General features: G+C 72.8%; 19 protein-coding genes, 1 tRNA gene and 1 other RNA gene. 14 read left to right on the top strand and 7 right to left on the bottom strand.

Going from position 1 to position 25,667, the window contains the following annotated elements; translation table 11 throughout:
- On the bottom strand, positions 1 to 1,753 hold a 1,753-nt coding region (locus ACFCY1_RS14950; RefSeq protein ID WP_375874787.1), incomplete at its 3' end, for a B12-binding domain-containing radical SAM protein.
- Between the two features lie 291 nt (positions 1,754 to 2,044).
- On the opposite strand from ACFCY1_RS14950, the gene ACFCY1_RS14945 reads away from it, so the two are divergent.
- Positions 2,045 to 2,131 (top strand) — tRNA-OTHER (locus ACFCY1_RS14945).
- A 22-nt stretch (positions 2,132 to 2,153) separates the two neighbouring features.
- On the opposite strand, the gene ACFCY1_RS14940 is transcribed toward ACFCY1_RS14945, so the two are convergent.
- The 4 genes from ACFCY1_RS14940 to ACFCY1_RS14925 form a co-directional block, all read right to left on the bottom strand.
- Positions 2,154 to 3,506, bottom strand: coding sequence for a glutamate-cysteine ligase family protein (locus tag ACFCY1_RS14940; protein ID WP_375874786.1), 1,353 nt, complete (start codon positions 3,504 to 3,506; stop codon positions 2,154 to 2,156).
- Positions 3,507 to 3,662: 156 nt separating this feature from the next.
- Complete coding sequence (locus tag ACFCY1_RS14935) at positions 3,663 to 4,424, bottom strand: hypothetical protein (RefSeq protein WP_375874785.1); 762 nt, start codon at positions 4,422 to 4,424, stop codon at positions 3,663 to 3,665.
- 244 nt (positions 4,425 to 4,668) lie between these two features.
- Positions 4,669 to 5,214: an NUDIX hydrolase gene (locus tag ACFCY1_RS14930; protein WP_375874784.1), complete on the bottom strand. Its 546-nt coding sequence runs from the start codon at positions 5,212 to 5,214 to the stop codon at positions 4,669 to 4,671.
- 88 nt (positions 5,215 to 5,302) lie between these two features.
- The gene (locus ACFCY1_RS14925; protein WP_375874783.1) at positions 5,303 to 6,628 is read right to left on the bottom strand and encodes a tetratricopeptide repeat protein; all 1,326 of its coding nucleotides are present in this window, start codon (positions 6,626 to 6,628) and stop codon (positions 5,303 to 5,305) included.
- Positions 6,629 to 6,827: 199 nt separating this feature from the next.
- Here ACFCY1_RS14925 and ACFCY1_RS14920 point away from each other — a divergent pair, with 199 nt between their 5' ends.
- Both ACFCY1_RS14920 and ACFCY1_RS14915 read left to right on the top strand, forming a co-directional pair.
- The gene (locus ACFCY1_RS14920) at positions 6,828 to 7,250 is read left to right on the top strand and encodes an ATP-binding protein (protein WP_063780117.1); all 423 of its coding nucleotides are present in this window, start codon (positions 6,828 to 6,830) and stop codon (positions 7,248 to 7,250) included.
- 14 nt (positions 7,251 to 7,264) lie between these two features.
- Positions 7,265 to 7,816, top strand: coding sequence for a hypothetical protein (locus tag ACFCY1_RS14915; RefSeq protein ID WP_049650826.1), 552 nt, complete (start codon positions 7,265 to 7,267; stop codon positions 7,814 to 7,816).
- Positions 7,817 to 8,140: 324 nt separating this feature from the next.
- Here the strand turns inward: ACFCY1_RS14915 and ACFCY1_RS14910 are convergent, their stop codons facing one another.
- Positions 8,141 to 10,978, bottom strand: a complete 2,838-nt coding sequence (locus ACFCY1_RS14910) for an FHA domain-containing protein (protein ID WP_375874782.1) — start codon at positions 10,976 to 10,978, stop codon at positions 8,141 to 8,143.
- Positions 10,979 to 11,358: 380 nt separating this feature from the next.
- On the opposite strand from ACFCY1_RS14910, the gene ACFCY1_RS14905 reads away from it, so the two are divergent.
- The 3 genes from ACFCY1_RS14905 (at position 11,359) to prfB (ending at position 15,997) form a co-directional block, all read left to right on the top strand.
- A complete protein-coding gene (locus ACFCY1_RS14905; protein ID WP_375874781.1) occupies positions 11,359 to 13,296 on the top strand; it encodes a protein kinase in 1,938 nt (645 codons plus the stop codon).
- 253 nt (positions 13,297 to 13,549) lie between these two features.
- Positions 13,550 to 14,803 (top strand): serine/threonine-protein kinase, encoded by a 1,254-nt coding sequence (locus ACFCY1_RS14900; protein WP_117488036.1) that lies wholly within the window; start codon positions 13,550 to 13,552, stop codon positions 14,801 to 14,803.
- Positions 14,804 to 14,884: 81 nt separating this feature from the next.
- On the top strand, positions 14,885 to 15,997 hold the full coding sequence (gene prfB / locus ACFCY1_RS14895) for a peptide chain release factor 2 (protein ID WP_049653430.1): 1,113 nt from the start codon (positions 14,885 to 14,887) through the stop codon (positions 15,995 to 15,997).
- A gap of 64 nt (positions 15,998 to 16,061) precedes the next feature.
- Here the strand turns inward: prfB and ACFCY1_RS14890 are convergent, their stop codons facing one another.
- Entirely contained in the window at positions 16,062 to 16,256 is a 195-nt protein-coding gene (locus ACFCY1_RS14890; RefSeq protein ID WP_049653432.1) for a hypothetical protein, read from the bottom strand.
- A 351-nt stretch (positions 16,257 to 16,607) separates the two neighbouring features.
- Here ACFCY1_RS14890 and ftsE point away from each other — a divergent pair, with 351 nt between their 5' ends.
- The 8 genes from ftsE to ACFCY1_RS14850 all read left to right on the top strand — a co-directional run bounded on the left by ftsE (position 16,608) and on the right by ACFCY1_RS14850 (position 25,607).
- Positions 16,608 to 17,297: a cell division ATP-binding protein FtsE gene (gene ftsE / locus ACFCY1_RS14885; RefSeq protein WP_049653434.1), complete on the top strand. Its 690-nt coding sequence runs from the start codon at positions 16,608 to 16,610 to the stop codon at positions 17,295 to 17,297.
- A 79-nt stretch (positions 17,298 to 17,376) separates the two neighbouring features.
- Entirely contained in the window at positions 17,377 to 18,288 is a 912-nt protein-coding gene (ftsX, locus tag ACFCY1_RS14880) for a permease-like cell division protein FtsX (protein WP_049653435.1), read from the top strand.
- A 112-nt stretch (positions 18,289 to 18,400) separates the two neighbouring features.
- The gene (locus ACFCY1_RS14875; protein ID WP_375874780.1) at positions 18,401 to 19,537 is read left to right on the top strand and encodes a S41 family peptidase; all 1,137 of its coding nucleotides are present in this window, start codon (positions 18,401 to 18,403) and stop codon (positions 19,535 to 19,537) included.
- A gap of 44 nt (positions 19,538 to 19,581) precedes the next feature.
- Positions 19,582 to 20,058 carry an SsrA-binding protein SmpB gene (gene smpB / locus ACFCY1_RS14870; RefSeq protein WP_049653438.1) on the top strand — a complete coding sequence of 159 codons (477 nt, stop codon included), beginning with the start codon at positions 19,582 to 19,584 and terminating at the stop codon, positions 20,056 to 20,058.
- Between the two features lie 86 nt (positions 20,059 to 20,144).
- Positions 20,145 to 20,526: a transfer-messenger RNA gene (gene ssrA / locus ACFCY1_RS14865) on the top strand.
- 150 nt (positions 20,527 to 20,676) lie between these two features.
- Positions 20,677 to 22,980 carry a UvrD-helicase domain-containing protein gene (locus ACFCY1_RS14860; RefSeq protein ID WP_049653441.1) on the top strand — a complete coding sequence of 768 codons (2,304 nt, stop codon included), beginning with the start codon at positions 20,677 to 20,679 and terminating at the stop codon, positions 22,978 to 22,980.
- A 361-nt stretch (positions 22,981 to 23,341) separates the two neighbouring features.
- Positions 23,342 to 24,814, top strand: a complete 1,473-nt coding sequence (locus ACFCY1_RS14855; RefSeq protein WP_049653443.1) for an NAD-dependent malic enzyme — start codon at positions 23,342 to 23,344, stop codon at positions 24,812 to 24,814.
- 508 nt (positions 24,815 to 25,322) lie between these two features.
- On the top strand, positions 25,323 to 25,607 hold the full coding sequence (locus ACFCY1_RS14850) for an HU family DNA-binding protein (RefSeq protein ID WP_030242980.1): 285 nt from the start codon (positions 25,323 to 25,325) through the stop codon (positions 25,605 to 25,607).
- Positions 25,608 to 25,667: the final 60 nt, after the last annotated feature.

Genomic DNA, 25,667 nt, shown 5'->3' with positions numbered 1-25,667 from the left:
CGGCGGCCTCGGCGGCGTCGGCGGCGTCCAGCCGTGCGGCGATGTCGCGGGCCTCCTCGAACGTGGCGGGCGCGGCGCGCAGGCCGAGCTCGTCATGGAGCGCGCTGGCGACCTTGGAGAGCCCGCGCTTGAGGTGGCTCGCCGGGATGGAGGGTTCGGCGGGGCGGTGGGTGCGGAGGACCTCGGCGTCGGCGCGCAGCTGCTCCAGGGTGAACCGGCCCCGATTGGTCCACCACGGTACGTCGGAGGTGACCTGGTAGGCCCAGTGCCGGCGGCAGGCCTCTTCGAGGAGGTCGCGCACGGCTTCGACACGCTTACGGCTGAGCCCGCCCGTGGTGTAGCGGAACTGGTCACGGTTGAGGTTGAGCAGCTTCCGGTCCTCGCCCGTCACCTGGAGCCCGGACAGCTGGTGGAGCGAGGCGGCGCGTTCGTCCGGGGCCCGCCGGGTGAGCCGGTAGCGGCCGGACTTGATGGTCAGGATGTGCTCGCCGTGCTCCTCCAGGAAGGGCAGCCAGCGCAGGGAGCGGTTGATCGGCTCACCGGGCACGCCGACGATGATGAAGACGTGGACCTGGATTCCGGCATCGTGCAGGTTCCGGAGAATGCGCCCGTAATTCGCCGGGTGGTTCCAGGGTTTCGCTTCCTGTCGCAGGGTGTCCGGATCGAGTGATTCCAGGCCGAGCTGTACGGCGCTGCATCCGGCTTCGGCCAGTGCCTGGCAGTTCTCCGGCTTCAGCAATTGATCGCTCGCGGTCAGATAGCACTGCCAGGTGGCCCGGTGTCCGATGCGTGTGAGTTCCCGTCCGATTCTGAGCTGCCTGGGGATGGTGAGGTATTCGTCGACGAAATCGACGCGTTCGACGCCGAGTGCGGCGATGTGTTCGGCGACGCGGCGTTCGGACATCACCCGGGGCTTGTGCAGGAAGCTGTCGCTGCCGGCCGCTATCGAGCAGAATCCGCAGCGCATCGGGCAGTTGGACATCGTGTAGAGGGGCGGCACGAAGTCCGGACTCCACTGCCGGATGCCGCGGTCGAACACCGGGGTGGGCAGCGACTCGTAGTCGACGGGGGCGGGGGAGCGCGGGTTGACGCGCACGGTGTCCCCGTCGCGCCACACCACGCCCGGTACGGTGGCCGGCTCGGCCCCTTCGACCAGCTCGACCACGGGCCGGAAGCCCTCGGCGTAGACGATCGCGTCCCAGTGGTCGAACAGGGAGACGAACGCGGGGTCGTGATAGGCGTCCATGGTGCGGGCCCAGTAGTTCCCGCCCAGGAACAGCCGTACGTGCGGGAGCTGCTCGCGGACAAGGCTCGCGAGCACGCAGGCGCTCACCAGCTGCCGCTCGTCGGCGACGCTGATGCCGACCACGTCGGCGCCCGCGGCGCGGATGCGGGCCAGCTCCGTCCCGGCGAAGTACTCGTGGAAGACGTGCTCCTCGCGGTGGTCCAGCACCCACCGCAGTTCGCCGACGTCGCCCTTGAAGTGCCGCGAGTCGCACTTCACGTTGTTGCGCTCGACCCCGAAGTCCTCGAACGCCGAGGCCGTGCTCGCCGAGACCTCCTCGAACAGCCGGCGGGCGTCGTGGCGCCGCAGGATCGAGGCGTCGGGATCGCGGACGGTGCGCAGGGCCTCGTCGACCGGGTCGCCGCCTTGCCGCCGCAGGACGTGTTCGACGGCCTCGACGTAGCCGTAGTGCTGGACGACGTGATGGCCGCGCTCTTCGAGGATCGCGGTGAGGTAGGCAATTCCCATGGGCAAGTGCCAGATGCTGGAGGCCGGTGGATAGCTCAAGAAAACCGAGCGCTGGTCAGGCACTGGATCTTCCCCCTGTCGGCGATGGAACCAACTGGGCCGAGAGTACGGTGGCATTCCGGCCGGGACAAGGGTGACCGCCGGGTGGGCGGCCGAATTCCTAAAAGGGATCTTGCGATCGGGAATTGATCTCCGGGGCGATTGTTTCCGGCCATCCGTCACTTGATCTCCGATGCGTTCTTCACGCACTGCCGGACAGCTGTTAGCGTTATTCCTGTCGGAGTTCGACAAGCCGGGGTGGCGGAAGTGGCAGACGCGCTCGACCGTACGGTCGGGTGTCCCCCAGGGGGCGTGAAGGTTCGAAGCCTTCCCCCGGCACCGAACGGTCAGGATCGCGCGGTCAGACGCGGAAGTGCGCGACATAGCGGCGCGGATCGCGCTGTAGGTCCGTCTCCCAGAGGCGGGCGCACTGCTCGGCGAAGGTCCTCCCGGTGTGCAGCACTTCGTCCAACGGGTCGAGGTAGGAGGGCGCCTCGGGGCGCTCTAGGCCGGCGGCGACCCGGGCCCGCAGTCCCTCCCGGGCCAGCCGGACGAGCTCGCCGGCCAGTTCGTGCACGCGGTCGCCGCCGAGCATCGTGCGCAGTCCCTCGGAGGGGAAGTCCTCCTCCGCCGCCTGCAACTGCCCCACGCTGTAGTGCCTCAGCAGCTCCCAGGCGGCGGCCCGGGACGGGGCGTGGTAGCTGAGCCCCGTCCACAGCGCGGGCACGACCTGGAAGTTCTGGTACGCGGGGCCGTCGGCCGCGCGCAGTTCGAGGGTGCGGCGGACCCTGACATGCGTCCAGATCTGCGCCAGATGGGCGACCCAGTGGCTGAACAGCGGCCGGGTGCCGTCGGCGAAGCCGTCGCGGAGGAGCGAGGCGAACGGCCGGTCGGGCGGCGCGGGCCGGAGTCCGCCCGTCCGGTCCTGGTAGAAGACCATCGGGATGTCCAGCGCCCAGTCGACGACGTCGTCGATGCCCACGTTTTCGTGCAGGGCGGGCCGCACCAGGCCGCAGCGCTGTGGATCCGTCAGCAGCCAGTCCCGGCAGCGGTGCGAGAGCAGCCCGTCGAGCCGGCCCCCGTACAACGGTGAATTGACGAGCAGTGCGGCGACCACCGGTGACGCGGCCGCCTGCATCCGCAGCTTCTGGGTGAAGTCGTCCTCGGAGAGGTGGTCGAGGTGCACCTGCGTGCACGTCGACAGCGGCAGAAGTCGCACTCCGCCGCTGCCAGCCCCTTCGAAGCTCTCGAAGTGCTCGCGCAGGATCGGGCCACGGCTCAGGGGCACCCAGGGGACGGTCTCGATCCGGTCGAACGGCAGGTACGCGCCCGGCAGGAGGGCGAGGTCGAAGCGCCGGAGGAGCTCCGCCAGCCGGACGAGAGTGAGCCGTACGTCGTCCACCGCCGCGGCCAGATCGGCCGTCGGTGGGCCCGAGTACTCCAGCTGGCCGCCGTGTTCGAGCCCGATCAGGCCTCCGTCGGCCAGCTCGACCCCGACCGGTCTCCCCGCGTCGAACAGCGCCTTGCCGTCCCACTCCGCGAGCACGGCCTCAAGGACGGCCCGCATCCCGTTCCGTCCCGGGTAGGGCGTGGCGAGCCCGGTCCGCGGGTCGACCACGCCGCACTCGATCTCCAGCCCGATCCGCTCGGACGCCGCCGCCGGCGCTTCCAGCAGCGATCGGAGCTCATCCCGACCCAGCCCAGCCGTACCCATCCGCCCTGCCTCCTCGCATCCGCACAGCCGCACAGCCGCACAGCCGCACAGCCGCGCGTCGACGTCAGCGATCAGTGAACCCCGCCGCCCGGAGGACGACCGGCAGGCACCGCTCCGACGGCAGGTGGGTACCCCGACCGGACCTGTGCGCGGTGGTCAGGAGCCGAATGCCGTGGTGAGCGACTCCCGCCGCCCGCGCAGGGCGGCGCGGGCGCGGGCGACGCCTCCGGGGGTGGCGGGCGCGCCGGTGCCGACGGCGACGGTTCTGGTGCCGAGGCCCGCGCAGGCGCGGCAGATGCCGGGGCGGGGCACCGGGTCGTGGCAGCGGCCGCATTCGGCGTACGGCGTCGGTGGAGGCGCGGCTCGTTCCGGTGGCAGCTTCCGTTGCAGGCGGTCCCGGAGGATCGCCACCGGGGAGTGCATCGGCTGCGGCAGTCCGGGGAGCAGGGCGTGGGCCAACTCGGCTTCGTCGCAGCCCCGTTCCAGCCACTGTGCGACGAGCGGTGCCAGCGCGCGGGCCTCGGCCTCGCCGAGGCGCAGGCGGGGTTCGGGCCGGATCACCCGGAACAGGGTGGCCACGGCGGCCCGCGTCCGTTCATCCGGGAGGGTGGGTTCTTGTCCCGGGTCCTTTACGGGAGGGGTGACAGTGCGGCCGGAACTCCCTCCACCGGAGGCCGGGCGGGGGACAGCCGGTTCGGGCTGCGGGGCGTCGAAGACGTGGGCCTCGGACCGGACCGTCCCGTCGGCCATCCGGACCCTGTCGACCCGGTAGTACCCGGCGTCCTTCAGTTCCTTGAGGGCCCGTCGGACGGCGCCCCGCCCCTGCGGACTGCTGTCCGCCATCTGCCGCCCGTCCTCCCGCCACCCGTCGGGGCGGGAGAGCAGGTCGGCGAGGAGGCCACGAGCGGTGTAACTCAACCGCCGGTCCTGCAACAGGCCGTTCGGAAGCACGCTGAACGCGCGCGAATGAACGCTACGATGAATCCGCATCTGGAGCTTCGTTCTCCTGGTGCCTGACCCCGGGGTGTTCCACCACCGCCGGGGTCTCCTATGTTCTGTTGATGATGCGGAAAGTAGCACAGCGACTACGAAGAGTGCGAACCGTTCGAGCGTGAAGCCCAAGCCCCCCGCACCGAGTGCGCCCCCACGCCGGGCGAGGTGTTCAGGAGCACCGAGCGAGTCGATGCGGGCCGAGGTAGTAGGACAGGGCGGCGTGCGACGGCCCGTCCGGAACCCCGCCGCTCGTCAGCAGCTTCACCACCTCGCCCTCCGGGACCCACTCCACGCGACTCGCCTCGGAGACGTCCTCGGGCTCGCCGATCCGGATGCAGTCGGTGACGTGGTAGGCGTGGAAGTGGGCGTCGCCGATGCCGGCCATGGCGTCGTACTCGGTCAACAGCTCGGCCCGGCCTGGACGCCAGCCGGTCTCCTCCTCGACCTCGCGGACGACGGCCGCCGCCGGCTCCTCACCGGGCTCGACCCAACCGGCCGGCACCTCCCAGCCCCAGCGGCCGGTGATGAACCGGTGCCGGTAGAGGAGCAGGAACTCGCCGGCCTCGTTGGTGACGACGGCGGTGGTCGAGGAGCGGGGGTAGCGGACGACGTGGTGGTCGATCCGGCCGACACCGGGGATGTCGACGTCATCGAGCCAGACCTCGACCCACGGACTCCCGAACACCTGCCGACGCCCGAACACCTGCCACTCCACGAGCGGTCCTTCCCTCACACGCGCACCAGTTGCGTTCCCGACCCTCTCACGCGTGTGGTCTGCACGGGCACGACCGGTTCGCCGCTGGTCATGCCCTGGTCTCCCGTACCGTTCGCGCCGGTCCTCGGCCGCCCGCCATGGGGCGGGCGCGTTCGAGGAGCCCGCGCACGTGGGGGTTGCGGCGATGCGGCCGGGTCGCGGAGAGCATCGAGCGGAAGCGGTCGTCGGCCCGGCCGGACTGGATGGTCGGATAGTCGTCCAGGGCGAGGTGCCAGTTCTGGACGGCCTCTTCCAGTCGGCCGGCTCCGAGCTGCCACTCGGCGAGCATGGCGAGGGCGCGTACGCGGGACCCGCGGTACACCGGGGGTCGGAGCTTCTCGGAGTGCTGGAGCGCGCGGATCGCGCCATCGCGGTCGCCGAGCTCGTAGTTGACCTGGGCGACGTGGTACGCGAGGGCGGCCGGATCGTAGCGGCCGACGACCTTCGCCTTCGACTCGGCCTGATCCATCGCGACTTCCGCTGTGCGCAGGTGGAGCAGGGCTCCGATCCTGTCCCCGGTCTGAGCGAGGGCGTGGGCCTGCTGGCCGGCGAGGAAGGCCCTCATGCGGGGACCGGCCTCCGGGGAAGCGGCCGAGGCGGCGTCCGCGAGCCGCAGGGCGCTGCTGCCGTGGCCGAGATTGACGGCTTGGACGCTCATGCCGCGCAGGGTGGTGCAGTAGGTGAGGTGGTCGCCCGCGTGCCCGGCCAGCTCCAGGGCCTTCAAGTAGTAGCGCTGGGCCAGGGAGTCGTGGCGTTCGTCCACGGCCATGTAGCCGGTCAGGTAGCAGTGGTCGGCGGCGGCCGACAGCATGGCCTTGCGGACGTCCTCACCGGCGTCCGCCCGCAGGTACGGGACGATCGTGTTGACCAGGAACGAGGCGGCCATCGGACGGGTCATCCGGCCGCCGAACTGGTCGTCCAGGTCGCTGATCCGCTCGGTCATCGCCGCGACCGCCTGGACCTCCGCCATGCCGATCCGCAGGTGGGGGTCGGTCCGCAGTCTCTCGAAGCGGCCCACCACGTCGGGCCAGCCGGGGATGGTGAGGGCCACCGAGTAGAGGCTGGCCGTGAGGATTCCGCGCCGGGACGGGTCCATATCGAGGCTCCCCAGGTCGATCAGCCCTGACACCGTATCCGTCGGCTGGTCAGCAGGGGTAGGTGTCCCGCGGAATCCGGCCTCGACGGCGGTGATCGGCCGCTTGAGCCTCCGCGCCAGTGTCTCCAGGACGACCGGCAGGGCCTTCGCCGTAGGCGAGGTGCCGCTGAGCCAGTGGGAGACGGCCGAGGCGTCGTACTTCAGCCGCTGCCCGGTCTCGGTGCCGGTCCGGTTGACGGCCCGAGCCAAATCGCCGTTGCCCCAGGCGGCTTCGGCCATCAGTGAGGCGAGCCTGTGGTTCGGCCCACGGTCGGTTCGCACGACAGTTCCCCCTGGCAGGTGGGTTTCAAGGGTTTCAACGTCCGGGCGCGCCCCGACCATAGCCGACCGCAGGGCACGGATGTTGACTGTTCGTCATCGGCCAATCACCAGCCGTGGTGCGAATGGTCCCGTCCGCGTTCCCCTTCGAGGTGCCCCCATGCTGATGTCCCGCCGCCCGCGCATGTTCGTCGCACGCCTCGACGCGCGGACCGAATCCGCTCCCCTGGCCCGGTACTTGCTCCGGGCCTTCCTCTCCGGGCTGCCCTCCGGGGACCGCTACCGCGACACCGCCGAACTGCTCCTCGGCGAGCTCTTCGCCAATGCCGTCCTGCATTCCGACGCCCCCGACGACCGCCACATCGAGGTCCGCTTCGCTCTCACCGGCTCCCGCTTGCGCCTCGAAGTCCACGATGCGGGCACCGGACGGCCGATCCTCCGGACCGCCGTCCCCGACGATGAGAAGGGGCGCGGTCTGTTCCTTGTCGACGAACTTGCCGAACGGTGGGGTTGCGCCGCCCGCCCTTGTGGTATCGGCAAGTTCGTCTGGGCCCATATCGCCCCCGTCACCACCCTCGCCTGAGAGCCGCTTCTTCCATGAACCTCGTCACCCTCGCCCGGCACACCCTCTCCCGTGGGGCCACCCCGGCCGCGACCTACGCCCTCCTGGCCCGCCTCGGCCACCCGCCCCTGCCCGTCGCGCGCGCCGTCTGCCTCGCCCTCGACATCCCCCACGCCGAAACCACCCGCCGCCTGGCCGAGTGCTACGACGCCCTCCTCGCCGACCCCCGCCCCGACACCGAGACCGACACCGGCGAACTCCTCGAAGCCCTCGGCGTCTTCGACGTCCCCAAGTCGCTCACCGACACCGAACTCGCCGTCGTCGAACACTTCCTCGTCGCCATCGACGCCATGGGCGGCATCCGCCCAGGCCACCACCACGGCCTCCAACGCTGGTTCACCACCGGCAACCTCATCTCCGCGTACCTCTCCCTCGCCGCCGCGCATCCCCTTCCCCGCACCGGCGACCCCGCCCTCTACTGGACCACCCTCGTCACGGCCGGCGAACTCCTCGCCACCACGCTCCCCTCCGACCGCCGCATCACCTACGCCCTCACCCGCTGCCGCGCCCGCGCAACCCACCCGTAAGCGCGGGAAGTCGGCCCGGCCGACTTCCCGCGCAGGAGTGGCCCGGTGCCGCTTCGGCAAGGCCGAAGCGGCGGCGGATGACGGGGTGAAGTGAGTGCTGCTCGGCGGCGGTTCCGGCGGCCCGGCCCTTCTCGGTCGGGCCCGCCTGGGCCTTGTCGTCCTGGCGGGCGGGCGACCTGCGGCGAGGAGCGCGGCGGTTGTGGCTCTCCCCGCACAGGAAGTCGACCTGACGACTTCCTGTGCGGGGAGTGGTGCCTGATGCCGTTGCCGCTTCGGGGTGGCCGAAGCGGCAACGGGGTGCGAGGCGAGGTGGCCCCGGAGGGGTCAGCGGGCGGCGGCGCGTTGGAGGGCGCTGGCGAGGAGGGCGAGGTCGGTGGGGCCGTTGCCGAGTTCGCGGACGGGCCGGCGGGCCGGCGGGGCGCCGAGCTGGAGCGGGTCTATCGCGACGACGGTGGGCCGCAGGGTGGCGGTGCGCGGGATGCGGCCGCTGATCCGGGCGGTCTGGAAGGCGGTGACGCCGCCGTCCGGGAGGCGGAGGTAGCCGCGGCCGGGGGTGTCCTCGGGCAGGGCGGCCGCGTCGCCGAGGTGGATCAGCAGGTCGGAGTCGGCCGGGTCCTCGGTGCGCAGGGCGATCCGCAGCAGCGCGGCCTCGTCCACCTCGGTGCCGGCGCTCTCCTCCGGGCGGCCGGTGGCGACGGCGAGGTGGACGCCGAGCGGTCCGCCGCGGCGGGCGACGGCGGCCAGCGCGCGGGCGAGCGGGCGGCCGGCGGCGGAGGTGGGGGAGAGCAGGGCGTCGTAGTCGTCGACGACGACGACCAGCCGGGCGGGGGGAGCGGTGGGGCCGGTCGGGCGGGGGCCCTCCGCGCTGCGCGGCGGGATGATCCGGGGCGTGGTGGCCGCTCCGCCGCCGACGGCGGCGGGCACCGGGACCTTGGGGTGCTCGGCGTCCGCCTCCGGCCCGTCCAGGCTCTGCCCGTCCAGGATCCGGGCGGCGTGCCAGGAGGCGAAGTCCAGCCCGTCGAACAGCCGTTCCCGCAGGGTGAGTTCGTCCTCCAGCGCCTCGGCCGCGAGCAGCGCTGCGCGCGGGTCGGCGGCGGCGTTCACCCGGCCGCTGACGTGCGGCAGCTCGGTGCAGCCGTCCAGTCCGTCCTGGCCGTCCGAGGTGGCCCGGCCCTCGATGATCGTGACGGCGAGCCGCCCGGGCCGCTCGGAGACGGCGAGCGAGGCGACCAGGGTGCGCAGCAGCTCGGTCTTGCCGGAGCCGCGGGCGCCGCCGATCAGCAGGTGCGGGCCGCCCGGGTCGGGGGAGGGGACGGTGAGTTCGGGGTCGGCGAGGTCGAGGGTGCAGAGCTCGTCCCGGGTGGTGCCGAGCAGGGCGGTGGCGGCGCCGATGCCGCCGGCGTGGGCGTCCCAGCGGGCGGACAGCTTGGCCGGGGTGACGGTGTCGAGCTGCAGCAGGTCGAGCAGCCGCAGCACGTCGGGCAGCGGGCCGCGGGCGGCCGGGGTGGCCTCGCGCAGCGGGGCGAGGACCCGGGCGAGCCGTTCGGCCCAGGCGTCCGAGACGGCGTCCAGCGAGACCTCGTGGAGGGTCTCCCGGCCGCGGGCGACCGGCCGGGACAGCGACAGCTGGGTGCCGACCTCGCCGGTGATCAGGGCGGTGGCGCCGAGGCCCCGGGGGAGCAGTTCGGGCTGCTCGGCGAGGCAGATCGGGAAGATGCCGACCGCCGGGCCCTGGCGCAGCAGCAGGTCGAGCGCCTGCCGGGCGGCCTCGGTGGCCGGGCGGCCGTCGACCACGACCACGGTGGCGGGGTGGCCGCCGAGGCCGCTGGGGCCGCTGAGCCGGGCGGTGAGCTCGGTCAGCCGGGCGGTGGCCTGTTCGTCGTCGAGGCCGATCAGCAGCCGGCAGTCCTGGCCGTCGACCGGGCGCAGGTGGGGCAGCCACAGGGCCCAGGCCCAGGTGTCGACGCGGTCCTCGGCGGCGCGGGCCGGGTCGGCGTCGACCACGACCAGGCTCAGCCCGGTCGGCGGGTGCAGCGCGGCGAGCTGGGCGACGACGGCGCGGGTGAGCGCGTCCAGGCGCTCGCGCGGGCCGCTGAGGCCGAGGCTGCCGGCGGTCTGCAGGTCGAGGGTGACCGGGACGGCGGGCAGCATGGTGCCGGGCGTGGTGCCGGGGCCGCCGGGGCGGTCGGCGGTGCCGAGCCGCAGGGTGAGCGCGTCGGGGTGGCCGGGGCCGCGCTCCCAGAGCCGGGGGCCGGGGCCGACGGCGTTGAGCAGCAGGGTGGCGAGGTCGGGCCAGCGTTCGCGCTGGGCGGCGGTCTGGCGCAGCCGCACCGCGGCGTGGTGGCGTTCGGCGCTCTCCTGGCCGGGCGGTTCGGCGGCGCGGCCGGGCAGCAGGGAGAACAGGCCGCGGCCGCGGCCGGGCGCGGGTTCGGGGGCGGCGGGCGGCTCGACCACGGGCGGTGCGGGCCGGACCGGCCCGGGGGCGGCGAGCTGGAGGTGGCCGTGGCCGTCCGGCAGGGCGGCGCGGACGGCTCCGGCGGCCTCGGCCGGGTCGGGGGCGGTCACCTGGAGGGTGGACTCGCCGATCCGCAGCACGGCGCCGGGCTCCAGCGGGACGGCGGCCTCCGGCGGGACGGGCGGGACGAGCCGGCCGTCCAGGGCGGTGCCGTTGGTGGAGCCGAGGTCGCGTACGGAGATCCGGCCGTCCTCGGCGAGGTGCAGGGAGAGGTGCAGCCGGGAGACGTCCGGGTCGTCGAGCGGGACGTCGGCCTCGGCGGAGCGGCCGATCCGGATCTCCCGGCCGTGCAGCCGGTGCACGCCGCCGGCGTCGGGGCCGCCGACCACCCGCAGTTCGGCGGCGGCGGGGGCGTCGTCGGGGTCGTCGGCGGTCGGGTCGGGCTCGTTCAGGCTGAGGACGGCGCCGTCGAGCAGCGGGGGGTGGCCGAGCAGGGTGTGCTCGTCGACCCGGTGCGCCCCGGCGTACAGGTGTACGTGGGTGGCGGCCCGCGGCCCGCGCACGCCCACGGCACCCGCGAGCGCGCCCGCGATGGCGCCGAGTGCGGTGCCGACGGGCGCGGTCACCAGCACGTCCACGTAGGGAATGGCGGAGCCGGCGGCGGACGGGCCGCTGCGCGGTCGGAGGACGGTCAGCCGGATCTGCATCTCGCCCGCGGGTCCCTTCTGCTGATGTGAAGCCTGGTGCCGCTGCCCGGTGCCAAGGGCACCGTTGGGCCACACGAGTGGCGAGTGTCCATCCTGCCATCCGTCGTGGACGGTCCGCGCACCGTACCGGATTTGACGATCTTGCGATCGTGGCCGTGGCGGGAGCGACGGAGAGTCAGGTTTGCCGCCCCCTCGCAGCGTCCCGGGGACCTTCCCTAGGGGATCTCCCCCAACCCTTCCCCAGACCGTGCGGATGGCCTACCGACCACCTCAAAAACCCGTACGGTCACCGTTAGAGTGGCCGCAGACACGGGCCCGGCAGGCTCACCGCACCGGCGGAGGAGCGCCCCGCGCGGGCGGCACGGCGAGGAGTGCGACAGGTGCGGCCAGTCGGCAGCAAGTATCTGCTGGATGAGACCCTCGGGCGGGGTGCGACCGGCACCGTCTGGCGCGGCGTGGTGCGCGAGGACGTCCAGGTGCCGGGCTGCCCGCCCGGGCAGCGGGTGGCGATCAAGGTGCTGCGCGAGGAGCTGGCCGCCGACCCCGACGTGGTGATGCGCTTCCTGCGCGAGCGCTCCCTGCTGCTGCGGCTGACCCACCCCAACATCGTCCGGGTCCGCGACCTGGTCGTCGAGGGCGAGCTGCTGGCCCTGGTGATGGACCTGGTGGACGGCCCCGACCTGGCCCGCTACCTGCGTGCCAACGGCCCGTTCAGCCCGATCGCCGGCGCCCTGCTGATGGCCCAGGTCGCGGACGCGCTGGCGGCCAGCCACGCGGACGGGATCGTCCACCGCGACCTCAAGCCGGCCAACGTGATGCTCGCCTCCACCGTGGTGGACGGCGTCGAGCGGATGCACCCGCTGCTGACCGACTTCGGCATCGCCCGGCTCGCCGACTCCCCGGGCGTCACCCGCACCCACGAGTTCGTCGGCACCCCCGCCTACGTCGCGCCGGAGTCCGCCGAGGGCCGTCCGCAGACCTCCGCGGTGGACGTGTACGGCGCCGGGATCATGCTGTACGAGCTGGTCACCGGCCGCCAGCCGTTCCAGGGCGACAGCGCCCTCGCCGTGCTCCAGGCCCACCTGGCCCAGGAGCCGCAGCGGCCCAGCACCATGCCCGAGCCGCTCTGGACGGTGATCGAGCGCTGCCTGCGCAAGGACCCGGCCCAGCGGCCGGGTGCCACCTCGCTGGCGCACGCGCTGCGGGTGGTCGCGGCCGGGGTCGGCGTGCACGCCTCCCCGGCGGCGGTGGACGAGGCGCTGGCGGTCGGCGCCCTGCTGCTGCCGGACCCGCAGCCGACGGCTGTCCCCGGCAGCATGCCGCCGCTGCCGCCCGTGACGGTGCCGGGCGCCCTGGCCCCGGGCTTCATGGTCCCCGGTACGGCCCCCGGCGCCGAGGACCACACCCAGGTGCTGCCGCCGACCAGCGGGCAGTACGACCCGGCCGCGGCGACCGCGGTGATGGGCACCCAGCCGCCGCCCCCGCAGGGCGCCCCGGACCGCACCCGGGTGATGCCGCCCGCCGCCGTGCCGCCGCCCCCGCCCGCCGGGCCGCCGCAGGAGGAGGCGCCGCACCCGTGGCAGACCCAGCTGCGCGCGGCGCGGGACCGCAACCAGCAGACCCAGGTCGGCTACTTCGGTCCGGAGGACTACGAGGACCTCCCGCAGCCGCAGGTCGCCCCGCAGCCCTACCAGGCCGGGCAGGGGGGCCCGGCCGGACCGGGCGGCCACGGCGGCCAGGGGCACCGGCCGGGCCAGGGCGCCCCGGGCGGGCGCCCCGGCGGGCAGCAGCCCGGCGGCTACCGCCAGGCCCCGCCCCCGCCCGGCTACGCCCAGCGCCCGCCGGTGGCCCCGCCGCCCTACCAGGCGGGCCAGGCCGGCCAGGGAGGCAACGTCGGCCAGGGCGGCCAGCGGGGCCAGGGCGGCCGTCCGCAGCCGCCCGGCGGCTACCGGCAGGCCCCGGGCGGGTACGGCCAGTCGCAGGGCGGCTACCCGCCGCCGCCCGCGCCCACCCCGGTGCCGCGCCGGGCCGAGCCGCCCGCGCCGCAGTACCGGGAGGCCCCGCCGCAGCGCCGCGAGGAGCCGCCGGCCCCGGCCCGCCGCGAGCCCGGGCCGGCCCGCGAGCCGCGCCCGCGCAGCCGCAACCGGATGTACATCCCGGGGCTCGGCTGCTTCAAGGGCTGTCTGATGGTGCTGCTGGTGCTGGCCGTGGCCGGGGTGGCGCTGTGGAACTTCACGCCGCTGCCGCACTACTGGGACAACGTCGTGGGCTGGTTCGACTCGGCGCGCGACTGGGCGAACAGCCTCTTCGGCAAGTAGCGCCGCCCGAGGCCGGAGCCGATCCGGAGCCGGAACCGGTCCGGGTCCGGACGGCGTTCCGGCCTCCGGCCCGCCCGGGCGGCCACATTGACGCTATGTCGACAATTATCGAGATTTCTCGGCCGGGACTCCCGCTCCGGGCCCTTCGGGCGGCCCCCGCAGGCCCTCCGGGCGCGTAGGTTGGTCGCTGTTGTCCCGCCCCACCGAGCGCGCCGGACCCCCGGAGCGCTCCCGCGCCGCCCACGGAGCAGCATTGGCACGCAAGATCGGCAGCCGGTACACCGTCCACCAGGTGATCGGCCGGGGTTCGGCCGGGACGGTCTGGCTCGGTGAAGGGCCCGACGGCCCGGTGGCGGTCAAGCTGCTGCGCGAGGACCTCGCCGCCGACCAGGTGCTGGTCGGCCGCTTCGTCCAGGAGCGCACCGCGCTGACCAGCCTCGACCACCCCCGGGTGGTCGGCGTGCGCGACATGGTGGTGGACGGCAGCGACCTCGCCCTGGTGATGGAGCTGGTCCAGGGCACCGACCTGCGCTCCCGGCTGGAGCGGGACGGCGCGCTGCCGCCGCAGACCGCCGCCTCGGTCATCGCCGACGTCGCCGACGGCCTGGCCGCCGCGCACGCGGCCGGGATCGTCCACCGCGACGTCAAGCCGGAGAACGTCCTGCTCGACCTCGCCGCCGCCCCCGGCCCCGGCGGCGCCCCGCGCGCCAAGCTCACCGACTTCGGGGTGGCCCGCCTGGTCGACGCCCCGCGCCGCACCCGGGCCACCCGGATCATCGGCACCCCGGACTACCTCGCCCCCGAGATCATCGAGGGCCTGGAGCCGCGCGCCGCCGTCGACATCTACGCCCTCGCCACCGTGCTGTACGAGCTGCTGGCCGGCTTCACCCCGTTCGGCGGCGGCCACACCGGCGCGGTGCTGCGCCGGCACGTCACCGAGCAGGTCCCGCCGATCCCCGGCCTGCCGGACGGGCTGTGGCGGATCATCTCCGAGTGCCTGGCCAAGGCCCCGGCCTCCCGGCTGCGCGCCGCCGAGCTGGCCTCGCGGCTGCGCGAGCAGCTGCCCTCGCTGGCCGGCCTGCCGGTGCTCGCCGTGCCCGGCCAGGGCCGGGCCCCGGCCGAGGAGCAGCTGACCCCCGGCGAGGCCGTCTACGCCGAGATCGACGCCGGCCCCGGCATCCACAAGCGCCGCCGCGGCCCGGCCGTCCCGCTGGTGCCCGGCGCCGCCCCGGACTCCACCCGGGACACCCACACCAGCCTGCGCCGCCCGTCGGCCGACGAGCTGGCCGCGTACGCGCTCGAGTCCCGCGCCCAGCGCGCCGCCCCGGGCCACCGCCGGGACCGCCAGGCGCTGCTGCGCCGCCGCCGGCTGCTGGCCGTGCTGATCGCCACCGTGCTGCTGCTGGCGGGCGCCGCCGCGGCCTGGACGGCCTTCGCGGCCACCGTCCCGGACGGCGGCCACCCGGCCCGTCCGGCGGTGTCCGGCACGGCCCCGCGGGCGCCGTAGCCGGGGCCGTGGCCGCCGTCGTGAGGCCGGGGGGACCGGGGGTGTCGTCATGACCACTCCCGGAACCATTACCCTGGGGGCGTGGCAGCCGTCGATCCTTCCGAAGAGCTCAAGAACCTCGATACGACCATGGGGTCGATCGAGGCCGTCATCGACCTGGACAAGATCCGGGCCGACATCGCGGTCCTGGAGGAGGAGGCAGCCGCCCCCACCCTGTGGGACGACGTCGCGAACGCGCAGAAGGTGACCAGCCGGCTCTCCTTCCTCCAGGGCGAACTGCGCCGGGTCGAGGGCCTGCGCAGCCGTATCGACGACCTGGGCGTGCTGTTCGAGCTCGCCGAGGCCGAGGACGACGCGGACACCCGCACCGAGGCCGAGAACGAGCTCGTCGCCCTCCAGAAGGCGGTCGAGGAGCTGGAGGTCCGTACCCTCCTGTCCGGCGAGTACGACGCCCGCGAGGCGCTGATCAACATCCGCGCCGAGGCCGGTGGCGTGGACGCCGCCGACTTCGCCGAGCAGCTCATGCGCATGTACCTGCGCTGGGCCGAGCGGCACGGGTACCCCACCGAGGTGTACGACACCTCGTACGCCGAAGAGGCCGGCATCAAGTCCGCGACCTTCACCGTGAAGGCGCCGTACGCCTACGGCACCCTCTCGGTCGAGCAGGGCACCCACCGCCTGGTCCGCATCTCGCCGTTCGACAACCAGGGCCGCCGGCAGACCTCCTTCGCCGGTGTCGAGGTGCTCCCCGTCGTCGAGCAGTCCGACCACGTCGACATCGACGAGGGCGAGCTCCGGGTGGACGTCTACCGCGCCTCCGGCCCCGGCGGCCAGGGCGTCAACACCACCGACTCGGCGGTGCGCATCACGCACATCCCGACCGGCATCGTGGTCTCCTGCCAGAACGAGCGCTCGCAGATCCAGAACAAGGCGTCCGCGATGAACGTCCTCCAGGCCAAGCTGCTGGAGCGGCGCCGCCAGGAGGAGAAGGCGGCGATGGACGCGCTCAAGGACAGCGGCAGCTCCTGGGGCAACCAGATGCGCTCCTACGTGCTGCACCCGTACCAGATGGTGAAGGACGTCCGCACCGCGTACGAGGCCGGCAACCCGCAGGCCGTGCTGGACGGCGACATCGACGGCTTCATCGAGGCCGGGATCCGCTGGCGCAAGCAGCGCGAGACCAGCGCCGAGTAGCGGCAGACGACGAAGGCCCCCGACCGCAGTGGTCGGGGGCCTTCGTCGTACGTCTCGTGGGTTGTCAGGCCAGAGCCTGCCGCGCGATCAGCGCCACCGCGAGCAGCCCGGCCAGCAGGGCCAGCAGCATCGCGGGGGAGAGTGCGGCGAACGGGCTCTGCTGCTCCTGGATCCGGGCCCGGTTGGCCCGGCACACCGGGCAACGCCCGTCGCTGACGCGGCCGTTGCAGTTGGCGCACACCAGATGGTCGCAGGTCATGCGATCTCCTCCTCGCTGCTACAGCCAACGCGCCGGACGGGGCTTTGGTTCCATGTGCTGCCCTGTACGGGGGAGCGGCCGTGACGCGGTCGCCCCCTCCACTCTGCCAGGTTCCGGCGGTTCCGGCTCCCGGGCTGCGAGATGGCCCCCGATATTCGGGGCATAAACGGACATTCTCCCCCAAGGGGCGGGCGTTGTCGCGGGCGGCCCCTGCGGGCCGGATGCCGATTCGCGTATGGTCCGAGTCCGGGAGCGGCCCTCCGCGCTCCCTTCGACCGCCCCCGGGCCGGGCCCCAGGGGCGGACCGACCCAAGGACTGGCGCCGCCTAGGATGGCCTCCGTGATGCAGCCGTGATCAGATTCGACAACGTCTCCAAGACCTATCCCAAGCAGAACCGTCCCGCCCTGGACAACGTCTCGCTGGAGATCGAGAAGGGTGAGTTCGTCTTCCTGGTCGGCTCGTCCGGCTCGGGCAAGTCCACCTTCCTGCGCCTGTGCCTGCGCGAGGAGCGCCCCACCACGGGGGCGGTGCACGTGCTGGGCAAGGACCTCGGCAAGCTGTCCAACTGGAAGGTGCCGCACATGCGCCGCCAGCTGGGCACCGTCTTCCAGGACTTCCGCCTGCTGCCGAACAAGACGGTCGCGCAGAACGTCGCCTTCGCGCTGGAGGTGATCGGCAAGCCCAAGAGCGCCATCAACAAGGTGGTGCCCGAGGTGCTGGAGCTGGTCGGCCTCGGCGGCAAGGAGGACCGCATGCCGGGCGAGCTGTCCGGTGGTGAGCAGCAGCGCGTGGCGATCGCCCGGGCCTTCGTGAACCGTCCGATGCTGCTCATCGCGGACGAGCCCACCGGCAACCTCGACCCGCAGAACTCGGTCGGCATCATGAAGCTGCTCGACCGCATCAACCGCACCGGCACCACGGTGCTGATGGCCACCCACGACCAGGCCATCGTCGACCAGATGCGCAAGCGCGTCATCGAGCTCGACAAGGGGCTGCTCGTCCGCGACCAGGCCCGCGGCGTCTACGGGTACCAGCACTGACCGACCAGCGCTGACCCGTAGGGCCGCCGGCCCGAACCGCCAGTCCCGGAGCAGTACCGACCCTGGAGTTGTTTCCCGCATGCGTGCCCAGTTCGTCCTGTCGGAGATCGGTGTGGGTCTCCGACGCAACCTGACCATGACCATCGCGGTCGTGGTCAGTGTCGCGCTCTCCCTCGCCCTCGCCGGTTCCTCGCTCCTGGTCCGCGACCAGGTGAACTCCATGAAGGGGTACTGGTACGACAAGGTCGAGGTGAGCATCTACTTCTGCACCAAGGCGGACGCCCGGAACTCGCCCCAGTGCGACAAGGGTGCGGCCACCGACCAGCAGGTCCAGGACATCAAGGACCAGCTGGACAAGATGACCTCGGTGGTCCAGTCGTCCACCTACGAGAGCTCCGCCGACGCGTACAAGCACTGGAAGGAGATGAACCCGGACAACCCGCTCATCTCCGTCCTGGGCGCGGACGCCATGCCGCAGTCCTGGCGGGTCAAGCTCAACGACCCGACCAAGTACGACGTGATCCAGAGCGCCTTCGCCGGCAAGCCCGGCGTCAAGTCGGTCGAGGACCAGCGGAAGATCCTGGAGAACCTGTTCGGCCTGCTGAACGGCCTCCAGACGGCGGCCTTCGTGATCATGGTGCTGATGCTGTTCGTCGCGCTGCTGCTGATCGTCAACACCGTCCGGGTGTCGGCGTACAGCCGACGGCGTGAAACCGGGATCATGCGCCTGGTCGGTGCGTCGAACTTCTACGTCCAGATGCCGTTCATCGCCGAGGCGGCCTTCTCGGCGCTGCTGGGCGCGATGATGGCCTCCGGACTGCTGATCGGCGGGCACTTCTTCGTCCAGAACTGGCTGGCCGACCGGGTGCAGTTCATCCACTTCATCGGCCTCGGCTCGGTGCTGGCGGTGATACCGCTGCTGATCGTGGTCGGTATGGGCATGGCCGGTGTGGCGGCGTTCTTCACGCTGCGCAAGTACCTCAAGGTCTGATTCCCGGACGCCCCGACGGCCCCGGACGGCACTGCGCCGTCCGGGGCCGTCGGCGTTCCGGGGCCCGTCGTTCCGGTTCGTCCCGCTCGGAGCGGTGTCTACACTCCGGTCCATGCTGCAAACTCCGCGCAGGGCCCGCCAGGTGGCCGCGCTCAGCCTGGTGTTCGGCGCCGTGCTGCTGGCCGGCGCGGCCACCGGTGCCTGGGGCGACCCGGGCGGGCCGCCGCACAGCCCGTCCGCCGACACCGCCCGGGCCACCGGCGGGCTCCCGGCGGACCCGGCCGGCGCCGCCCTGTCCGAGCAGCAGGCCGAGCACCTGCTGGCGGCCGGAGGCGACCGCTGGGGCGCGTACTACAGCGCCCAGGAGTACGCGGAGTTCAGCCAGGGCCTGGACGGCCGGTACCCGGGCGTCGGCCTCTCGGTCGGCCGCGGCCAGGACGGCGTCACCGAGGTCTCCCAGGTCGCGCCCGGCGGCCCGGCCGCCGCGGCCGGGATCGCCCCCGGCGACCGGCTCGTACGGATCGGCCGGGACCAGGCCGACCACCTGCCGGTCACCGAGGTGGTCGCGCGGCTGCGCGGCCAGGGCGAGGAGCGCCGGGCCGGCTCCGAGGTCACCCTGGCGGTCCGGCGCGGCGAGGGGGAGGAACGCGAACTGCGGCTGCGGCGCGTGCTGCTGGACAGCCGGCAGGTCACCGCGGAGCAGCTGGGCAAGGGCGTGCTGCGGGTGACCGTGCGCGGCTTCACCAGCGGCGTGGCCGACCAGGTGCGCGCCGCGCTGCGCGCCCCGCACGCCGGCGTGGTGCTCGATCTGCGCGGCAACTCGGGCGGGTTGGTCGACGAGGCGGCCGGCACCGCCGGGATCTTCCTGGACGGCGGAACGGTCGGCTCGTACCAGGAGCGCGGCGAGACCAGGGAGTTGACCGCCCCGCCCGGCGGCGACCAGCGCACCCCGCTGGTGCTGCTGGTGGACGGCGGCACGATGAGCGCCGCCGAACTGCTGGCCGGAGCCCTCCAGGACCGCAGCCGCGCCGTGGTGGTGGGCTCGCGGACCTTCGGCAAGGGCACCGTCCAGCAGCCCAGCCGGCTCGCCGACGGCGCCGTGCTGGAGCTGACCGTCGGCCGCTACTACACCCCGGCGGGCCGCTCCCCGGACGGCACCGGCCTCACCCCCGACGTCCCGGCCGGCTCGGGCGAGGAGGCCGACGAGCTCGCCCTGCGGGTCCTCTCGGGGCTGGGCACCCGCGCCTAAAGCAGCTGCCCGATCCGGCCTCGAAGTGCGAGAATGGCCGCGTTATGGCAAAGGAAACCGGACAGAAGCTGATCGCGCAGAACAAGAAGGCGCGACACGAGTACACGATCCTCGACACCTACGAGTGCGGCCTCGTCCTCACCGGAACCGAGGTCAAGTCGCTGCGCGAGGGGCGGGCCAACCTGGTCGACGGCTACGCGTACATCCAGAACCACGAGGCGTGGATCGACAACGTCTTCATCCCCGAGTACACCCAGGGGACGTGGACCAACCACGCGGCCCGGCGCAAGCGCAAGCTGCTGCTGCACAGGATGGAGATCCACAAGATCGAGAGCAAGGTCCGCGACGCGGGCCACACCCTGGTCCCGCTCTCGCTGTACTTCAAGGACGGCCGGGTGAAGCTCGAACTGGCGCTCGCGGTCGGCAAGAAGCTCTACGACAAGCGCCAGACGCTGCGCGAGAAGCAGGACACCCGCGAGACGGCCCGCGCGGTGGCGGCGGCCCGCCGACGCCAGGGTTAATCCGCTGGACCCTCGCCCGTCGCCTCGCGTACTATGGCGCAAGCAACACGGACGATGACCGTCCGAGCTGTTTCTCAACAAAACATGGGGATGATCGGTTTCGACAGGGGATGTTGAAACAGGGGAAGCGAGCCGAGGAACGCGGCAATGATCTCGTTAACCACGTGTCGCAAAAAAATAATCGCCAACTCTAAGCGCGATTCCCAGCAGTTCGCTCTCGCTGCCTAATAAGCACCGATAGCGCTTGGGTGTCAGACCGGGGAGTTCCCGACCCGGACCCTGGCATAATCTAGGGAACTCAACCGTCCGCCCGGGCTGCGAGGGCGGATGGGAAATCAAACAGCAGCTGGGCCTGTTGGCGGCTTGTCCGTGTGACCGCCAGGGCCGAGAAAATCACAGCGGACTGCGCTCGGAGAAGCCCTGAATTAACTCCACTGGACCCGGGTTCGATTCCCGGCATCTCCACCACCCCATGTTGACACGAAGGCCGTCCTCCGCTCCGCGGAGGGCGGCCTTCGATTTTTGTACGTTCCGGAGCAGCGCGGCCGGGGGGTCGCGGCGTAGGATCATCCGTCCGCTCGTTTTCCGGAGCCGGATTCCGCCGCTACCACCGAGGCCATGCAGAGCAACACGCCCACCACCCCCGCCACCGACCACGAGACCGTCCGCGCACGCGAGATCGCCGGTGAGCAGCAGCACCTCGACACCGTCTACCACCGGTTGGAGGAGAAGCTCGCCGAGGCCGAGTACATCCTGGAGGACGCCGCCAAGCGGGTCCAGGTCGGCACCCCCGGCGCGCTCGCCGAACGCGACGCCCAGGTCTACCGGGCCGGCGCCCACCTCCAGCGTCTGAACAACGAGTTCGAGGACTTCCTGTTCGGCCGGATCGACCTCCAGCGGGCCGACGCCCCGGAGGAGCACGGCATCCCGTCGAACACCCCGCTCGACCCGGCCGACCCGGCCGTCGCCGAGACCCTCCACATCGGCCGACTGGGCGTGCTGGACGCCGAGTACGGCCCACTGGTGATCGACTGGCGCGCGCCCGCCGCCGCCCCCTTCTACCGCGCCACCCCGGTCGAACCGGGCCGGGTGATCCGCCGCCGGGTGATCCGCTCCAAGGGCCGCAAGGTGATCGGCGTCGAGGACGACCTGCTGCGCCCCGACCTCACCCCGACCCTGGACGGCGAGGAGCTGGCGGTGGTCGGCGACGGCGCGCTGATGGCCTCGCTGGGCCGCGCCCGCAGCCACTCGATGCGCGACATCGTCTCCTCCATCCAGAAGGAGCAGGACGAGGTGATCCGCGCCGCCGCCGCGGGCGCCACCCTGGTCACCGGCGGCCCCGGCACCGGCAAGACCGCCGTCGCCCTGCACCGGGCCGCCTACCTGCTCTACCAGGACCGCCGCCGCTACGCCGGGGGCATCCTGGTGGTCTCGCCGACCGCGCTGCTGGTCTCGTACACCGAGGGCGTGCTGCCCGCGCTGGGCGAGGAGGGCCAGGTCGCCATCCGGGCGGTCGGCTCGCTGGTGGACGGCATCGAGGCGGACACCTACGACACGCCCGAGGCGGCCCGGGTCAAGGGCTCGGCCCGGATGGTCCAGCTGCTGCGCCGGGCCGCCCGCGCGGCGCTGGAGCTGGGCGCGCCGCAGGAGCTCAAGGTGGTCGCCCGGGGCGAGGTGCTGAAGCTGGACGCCTCCCGGCTGAAGGCCGTGCGCGGCAACGTGGTGGGCTCCGGCGGCACCCCGCTGAACCTGCTGCGCCCGCGCGCCCGCCGGCTGCTGCTGGACGCCCTGTGGCAGCAGGCCACCAGGGACCTGCCGAAGCCCGCCGACCACTACGCCCGCGAGCAGCGCCAGGAGGAGAAGGAGTCCTTCGACGAGTACGTCTCGGACGAGGCGTCGTTCCTGGACTTCCTGGACGCCTGGTGGCCGGCGCTGACCCCGCGCCGGGTGCTCGCCACGCTGCGCCAGCACCGGCACACCAACCGGATCGCCCGCCGGGCCGTCACCCCGGACGAGGCCAGGCTGCTGGCGGCCTCCTGGCGCCACCTGTCCGGGCGGGGCGAGGGCGCGCTGTCCGCGCACGACGTCGCGCTGATCGACGAGCTCCAGGTGCTGCTCGGCGAGCCGGCCCGCCCGAAGGTCCGCGAGGTGGACGCGGTGGACCTGCTGAGCGGCCTGGACGAGGTCACCACCTTCGCCGACCGCAGCGCCCGCCAGCGCGACCGCCAGCCGGTCGAGCGCACGGAGTACGCGCACATCATCGTGGACGAGGCGCAGGACCTCACCCCGATGCAGTGGCGGATGATCGGCCGCCGGGCCCGGATGGCCACCTGGACGATCGTCGGGGACCCGGCGCAGTCCTCCTGGCCGTTCCCGCAGGAGGCCCAGGCCGCGCTGGACGAGGTGCTCTCCGGCAAGCCGCGCCGCCGCTTCACGCTGACGGTGAACTACCGCAACCCGGCCGAGATCGCCGAGGTGGCGGCCAAGGTGCTGGCGCTGGCCGCGCCGGGCACCCCGTCGCCGAGCGCGGTGCGCCACGTCGGCGTGGAGCCGCGCTTCGCGGCCACCACCGACCCCGCGCCGGAGGCCTTCGGCAAGGCTGCCCGGGCCGAGCTGGAGCGGCTGCTGGCCGAGGTGGACGGCACCGTGGCGCTCGTGGTGCCGATGGACCGCCGGGGCGAGGCGGCCGGCTGGGCCGAGGGCCTGGGCGGGCGCGTGGTGGTGCTGGGCAGCCTGGAGGCCAAGGGCCTGGAGTACGACGCGACCGTGGTGGCCGACCCGACCGGCATCGCCGGCGAGTCGGAGGCCGGCCTGCGGGTGCTGTACGTGGCGCTGACCCGCGCGACCCAGCGGCTGACCGTGCTCTCCGGTCCGGACGACCTGCCGGACGCGGCCGGCGTGCCCGCGCTGCTGCACGGCTGACGGACCCTACGGGATCCGACGGAAGAAGGCCCCTCACCGGGTGGTGAGGGGCCTTCAGACGTTTACGACACCGACCCGCCATGCTCGCCTCGCGGCAAGTGGTCCCTCGAAGGGACGAAGGTTGGGCCCGGGGGCTTGGATCGAGCCGGTGTCCCGTCCAATGTAACGCATCGGCCGGGAGAGGCAAGGAGCGAGCGGCGGGAGCCGGACGGCCATCGGGTGGGATTGTCGGGTCCGCACACTCAATGAACGTTATTTCTGGCTACCCCTTGGAAGGTGCGACGATCGACGTCTAGCATGCGCAGGCGATGCCTTCAACAAAATGTTGAGCCTGCGGGACAGACGGAAGAAGGAAGCGTCGATGGCGACGGTGCCCAGTGTCTCCAACTCGATCACGGTACGGCTGGAGGTCCCGGCCCGGGGCAACGCCGTCAGCGCGATCACCACGGCCGTGGAGTCCTCCGGCGGATCGGTGACCGGTCTCGACGTCACCGCCTCCGGGCTGGAGGCGCTGCGGATCGACGTCACGGTGGCGGCGGCCTCGGTCGCGCACGGCGAGGAGATCGTCGAGAAGCTGCGCACGATCGACGGCGTGTCGATCGGCAAGGTCTCGGACCGCACCTTCCTGATGCACCTCGGCGGCAAGATCGAGATGTCCTCCAAGCTGCCGATCCGCAACCGTGACGACCTCAGCATGATCTACACCCCGGGTGTCGCCCGGGTCTGCATGGCGATCGCGGAGAACCCCGAGGACGCCCGCCGCCTGACCATCAAGCGCAACAGCGTCGCCGTGGTCACCGACGGCTCCGCGGTGCTGGGCCTGGGCAACATCGGCCCGGAGGCCGCGCTGCCCGTCATGGAGGGCAAGGCGGCCCTGTTCAAGCGCTTCGCCGGGATCGACGCCTGGCCGATCTGCCTGGACACCCAGGACACCGACGAGATCGTCGCCATCGTCAAGGCGATCGCCCCGGGCTTCGCCGGGATCAACCTGGAGGACATCTCCGCGCCGCGCTGCTTCGAGATCGAGGCCCGGCTGCGCGAGGCCCTGGACATCCCGGTCTTCCACGACGACCAGCACGGCACCGCGATCGTGGTGCTGGCCGCCCTCACCAACGCGCTGAAGGTGGTCGGCAAGCGGATCGGCGACATCCGCGTGGTGATGTCGGGTGCCGGCGCCGCCGGCACCGCGATCCTCAAGCTGCTGATGGCGGCCGGCGTCGAGCACGCCACCGTGGCGGACGTGCACGGCGTGGTCCACCTGGGCCGCGGGGACCTCAACGAGAACCTGCGCTGGATCGCCGAGCACACCAACCGCTCGGGCCGCACCGGCAGCCTCAAGGAGGCCGTGGCGGGCGCCGACGTCTTCATCGGCGTCTCGGCCCCGAACGTCCTGGACGGCGACGACCTGGCCACCATGGCCGAGGACTCGATCGTCTTCGCGCTGGCCAACCCGGACCCGGAGGTCGACCCGGCCATCGCCCGGCAGACCGCCGCCGTGGTCGCCACCGGCCGCAGCGACTTCCCGAACCAGATCAACAACGTGTTGGTCTTCCCGGGTGTCTTCCGCGGCCTGCTGGACGCCCAGAGCCGCACCGTCAACACCGAGATGATGATCGCCGCCGCCCGGGCGCTGGCCACCACCGTGGCCGACGACGAGCTGAACGCGAACTACATCATCCCGAGCGTGTTCCACAAGGACGTGGCCAAGACCGTCGCCTCCGCGGTGCGCGAGGCGGCCCTGGCGGGGGCCCAGGAGGACCGCGCGCCGGCCCGTCCGACCCCCGGCATCGTGGGCACCCTCGACACCGCCGCGTTCCCCACCGTCAAGCTCTGACGGACGGCTCGGGCGACGTGTCGCAGATCGCTCAAATGTGCGAATAGCGGTCATACCCGCCCAGCTCGCCCCGAACCCTTGCGACACAAGGGCGAGGGGCGTGTTTGGGCTTGTCAGTCGTAGGGCGTACCGTAGCCCTGCACGGGGCAGGCGTGTCCGACAAGTACGGAACGTCCCCCTGGTCTTCCGGCGTGTCGTCCCGACCGCCGCCCGGGTCCGGTCCGCCGGAGCCGACGGAGCGTCACACCTCCGACGGGCGGGCGATGTTCGGGTGGCTCGGCCGGGGCCCGATTGGCTTTCTCGGGGCCGGTCGGGGCAGGATTCGTACCCAGGCGGGCGGGCGGGCCTTCGACGGCTCCGGCGCGCGGCATCGGGTACGGACCCGGCCTGCGACCACGCATTGCCTGCATGAGCACAGTGTGCGGACCTGCGGCCTATCCGGGTGCCCCCCGGTGGGAGCACCGATGGGCCCCCGCGCACCGCAAGCGAACAGACCACAGGAGTACACATGAACCGCAGTGAGCTGGTGGCCGCGCTGTCCGAGCGCGCCGAGGTGACCCGCAAGGACGCCGACGCCGTTCTGGCCGCCTTCGCCGAGATCGTCGGCGAGGTCGTCGCCAAGGGCGACGAGAAGGTCACCATTCCCGGTTTCCTGACCTTCGAGCGCACCCACCGCGCTGCCCGCACCGCCCGCAACCCGCAGACCGGCGAGCCGATCCAGATCGCCGCGGGTTACAGCGCCAAGGTGAGCGCCGGCTCCAAGCTGAAGGAAGCCGCCAAGGGCGCTGCCTGAGCCACCCCTTGAACGCCCGAGAGGCCGGGCTCCCCACTGGGGAGCCCGGCCTCTCGCCGT

This window comes from Kitasatospora sp. NPDC056273 (assembly GCF_042268845.1).
Lineage (GTDB): Bacteria > Actinomycetota > Actinomycetes > Streptomycetales > Streptomycetaceae > Kitasatospora.
The sequence above is the reverse complement of the archived record's forward strand: the minus strand, read 5'-3'. Positions and strand labels throughout refer to the sequence as shown.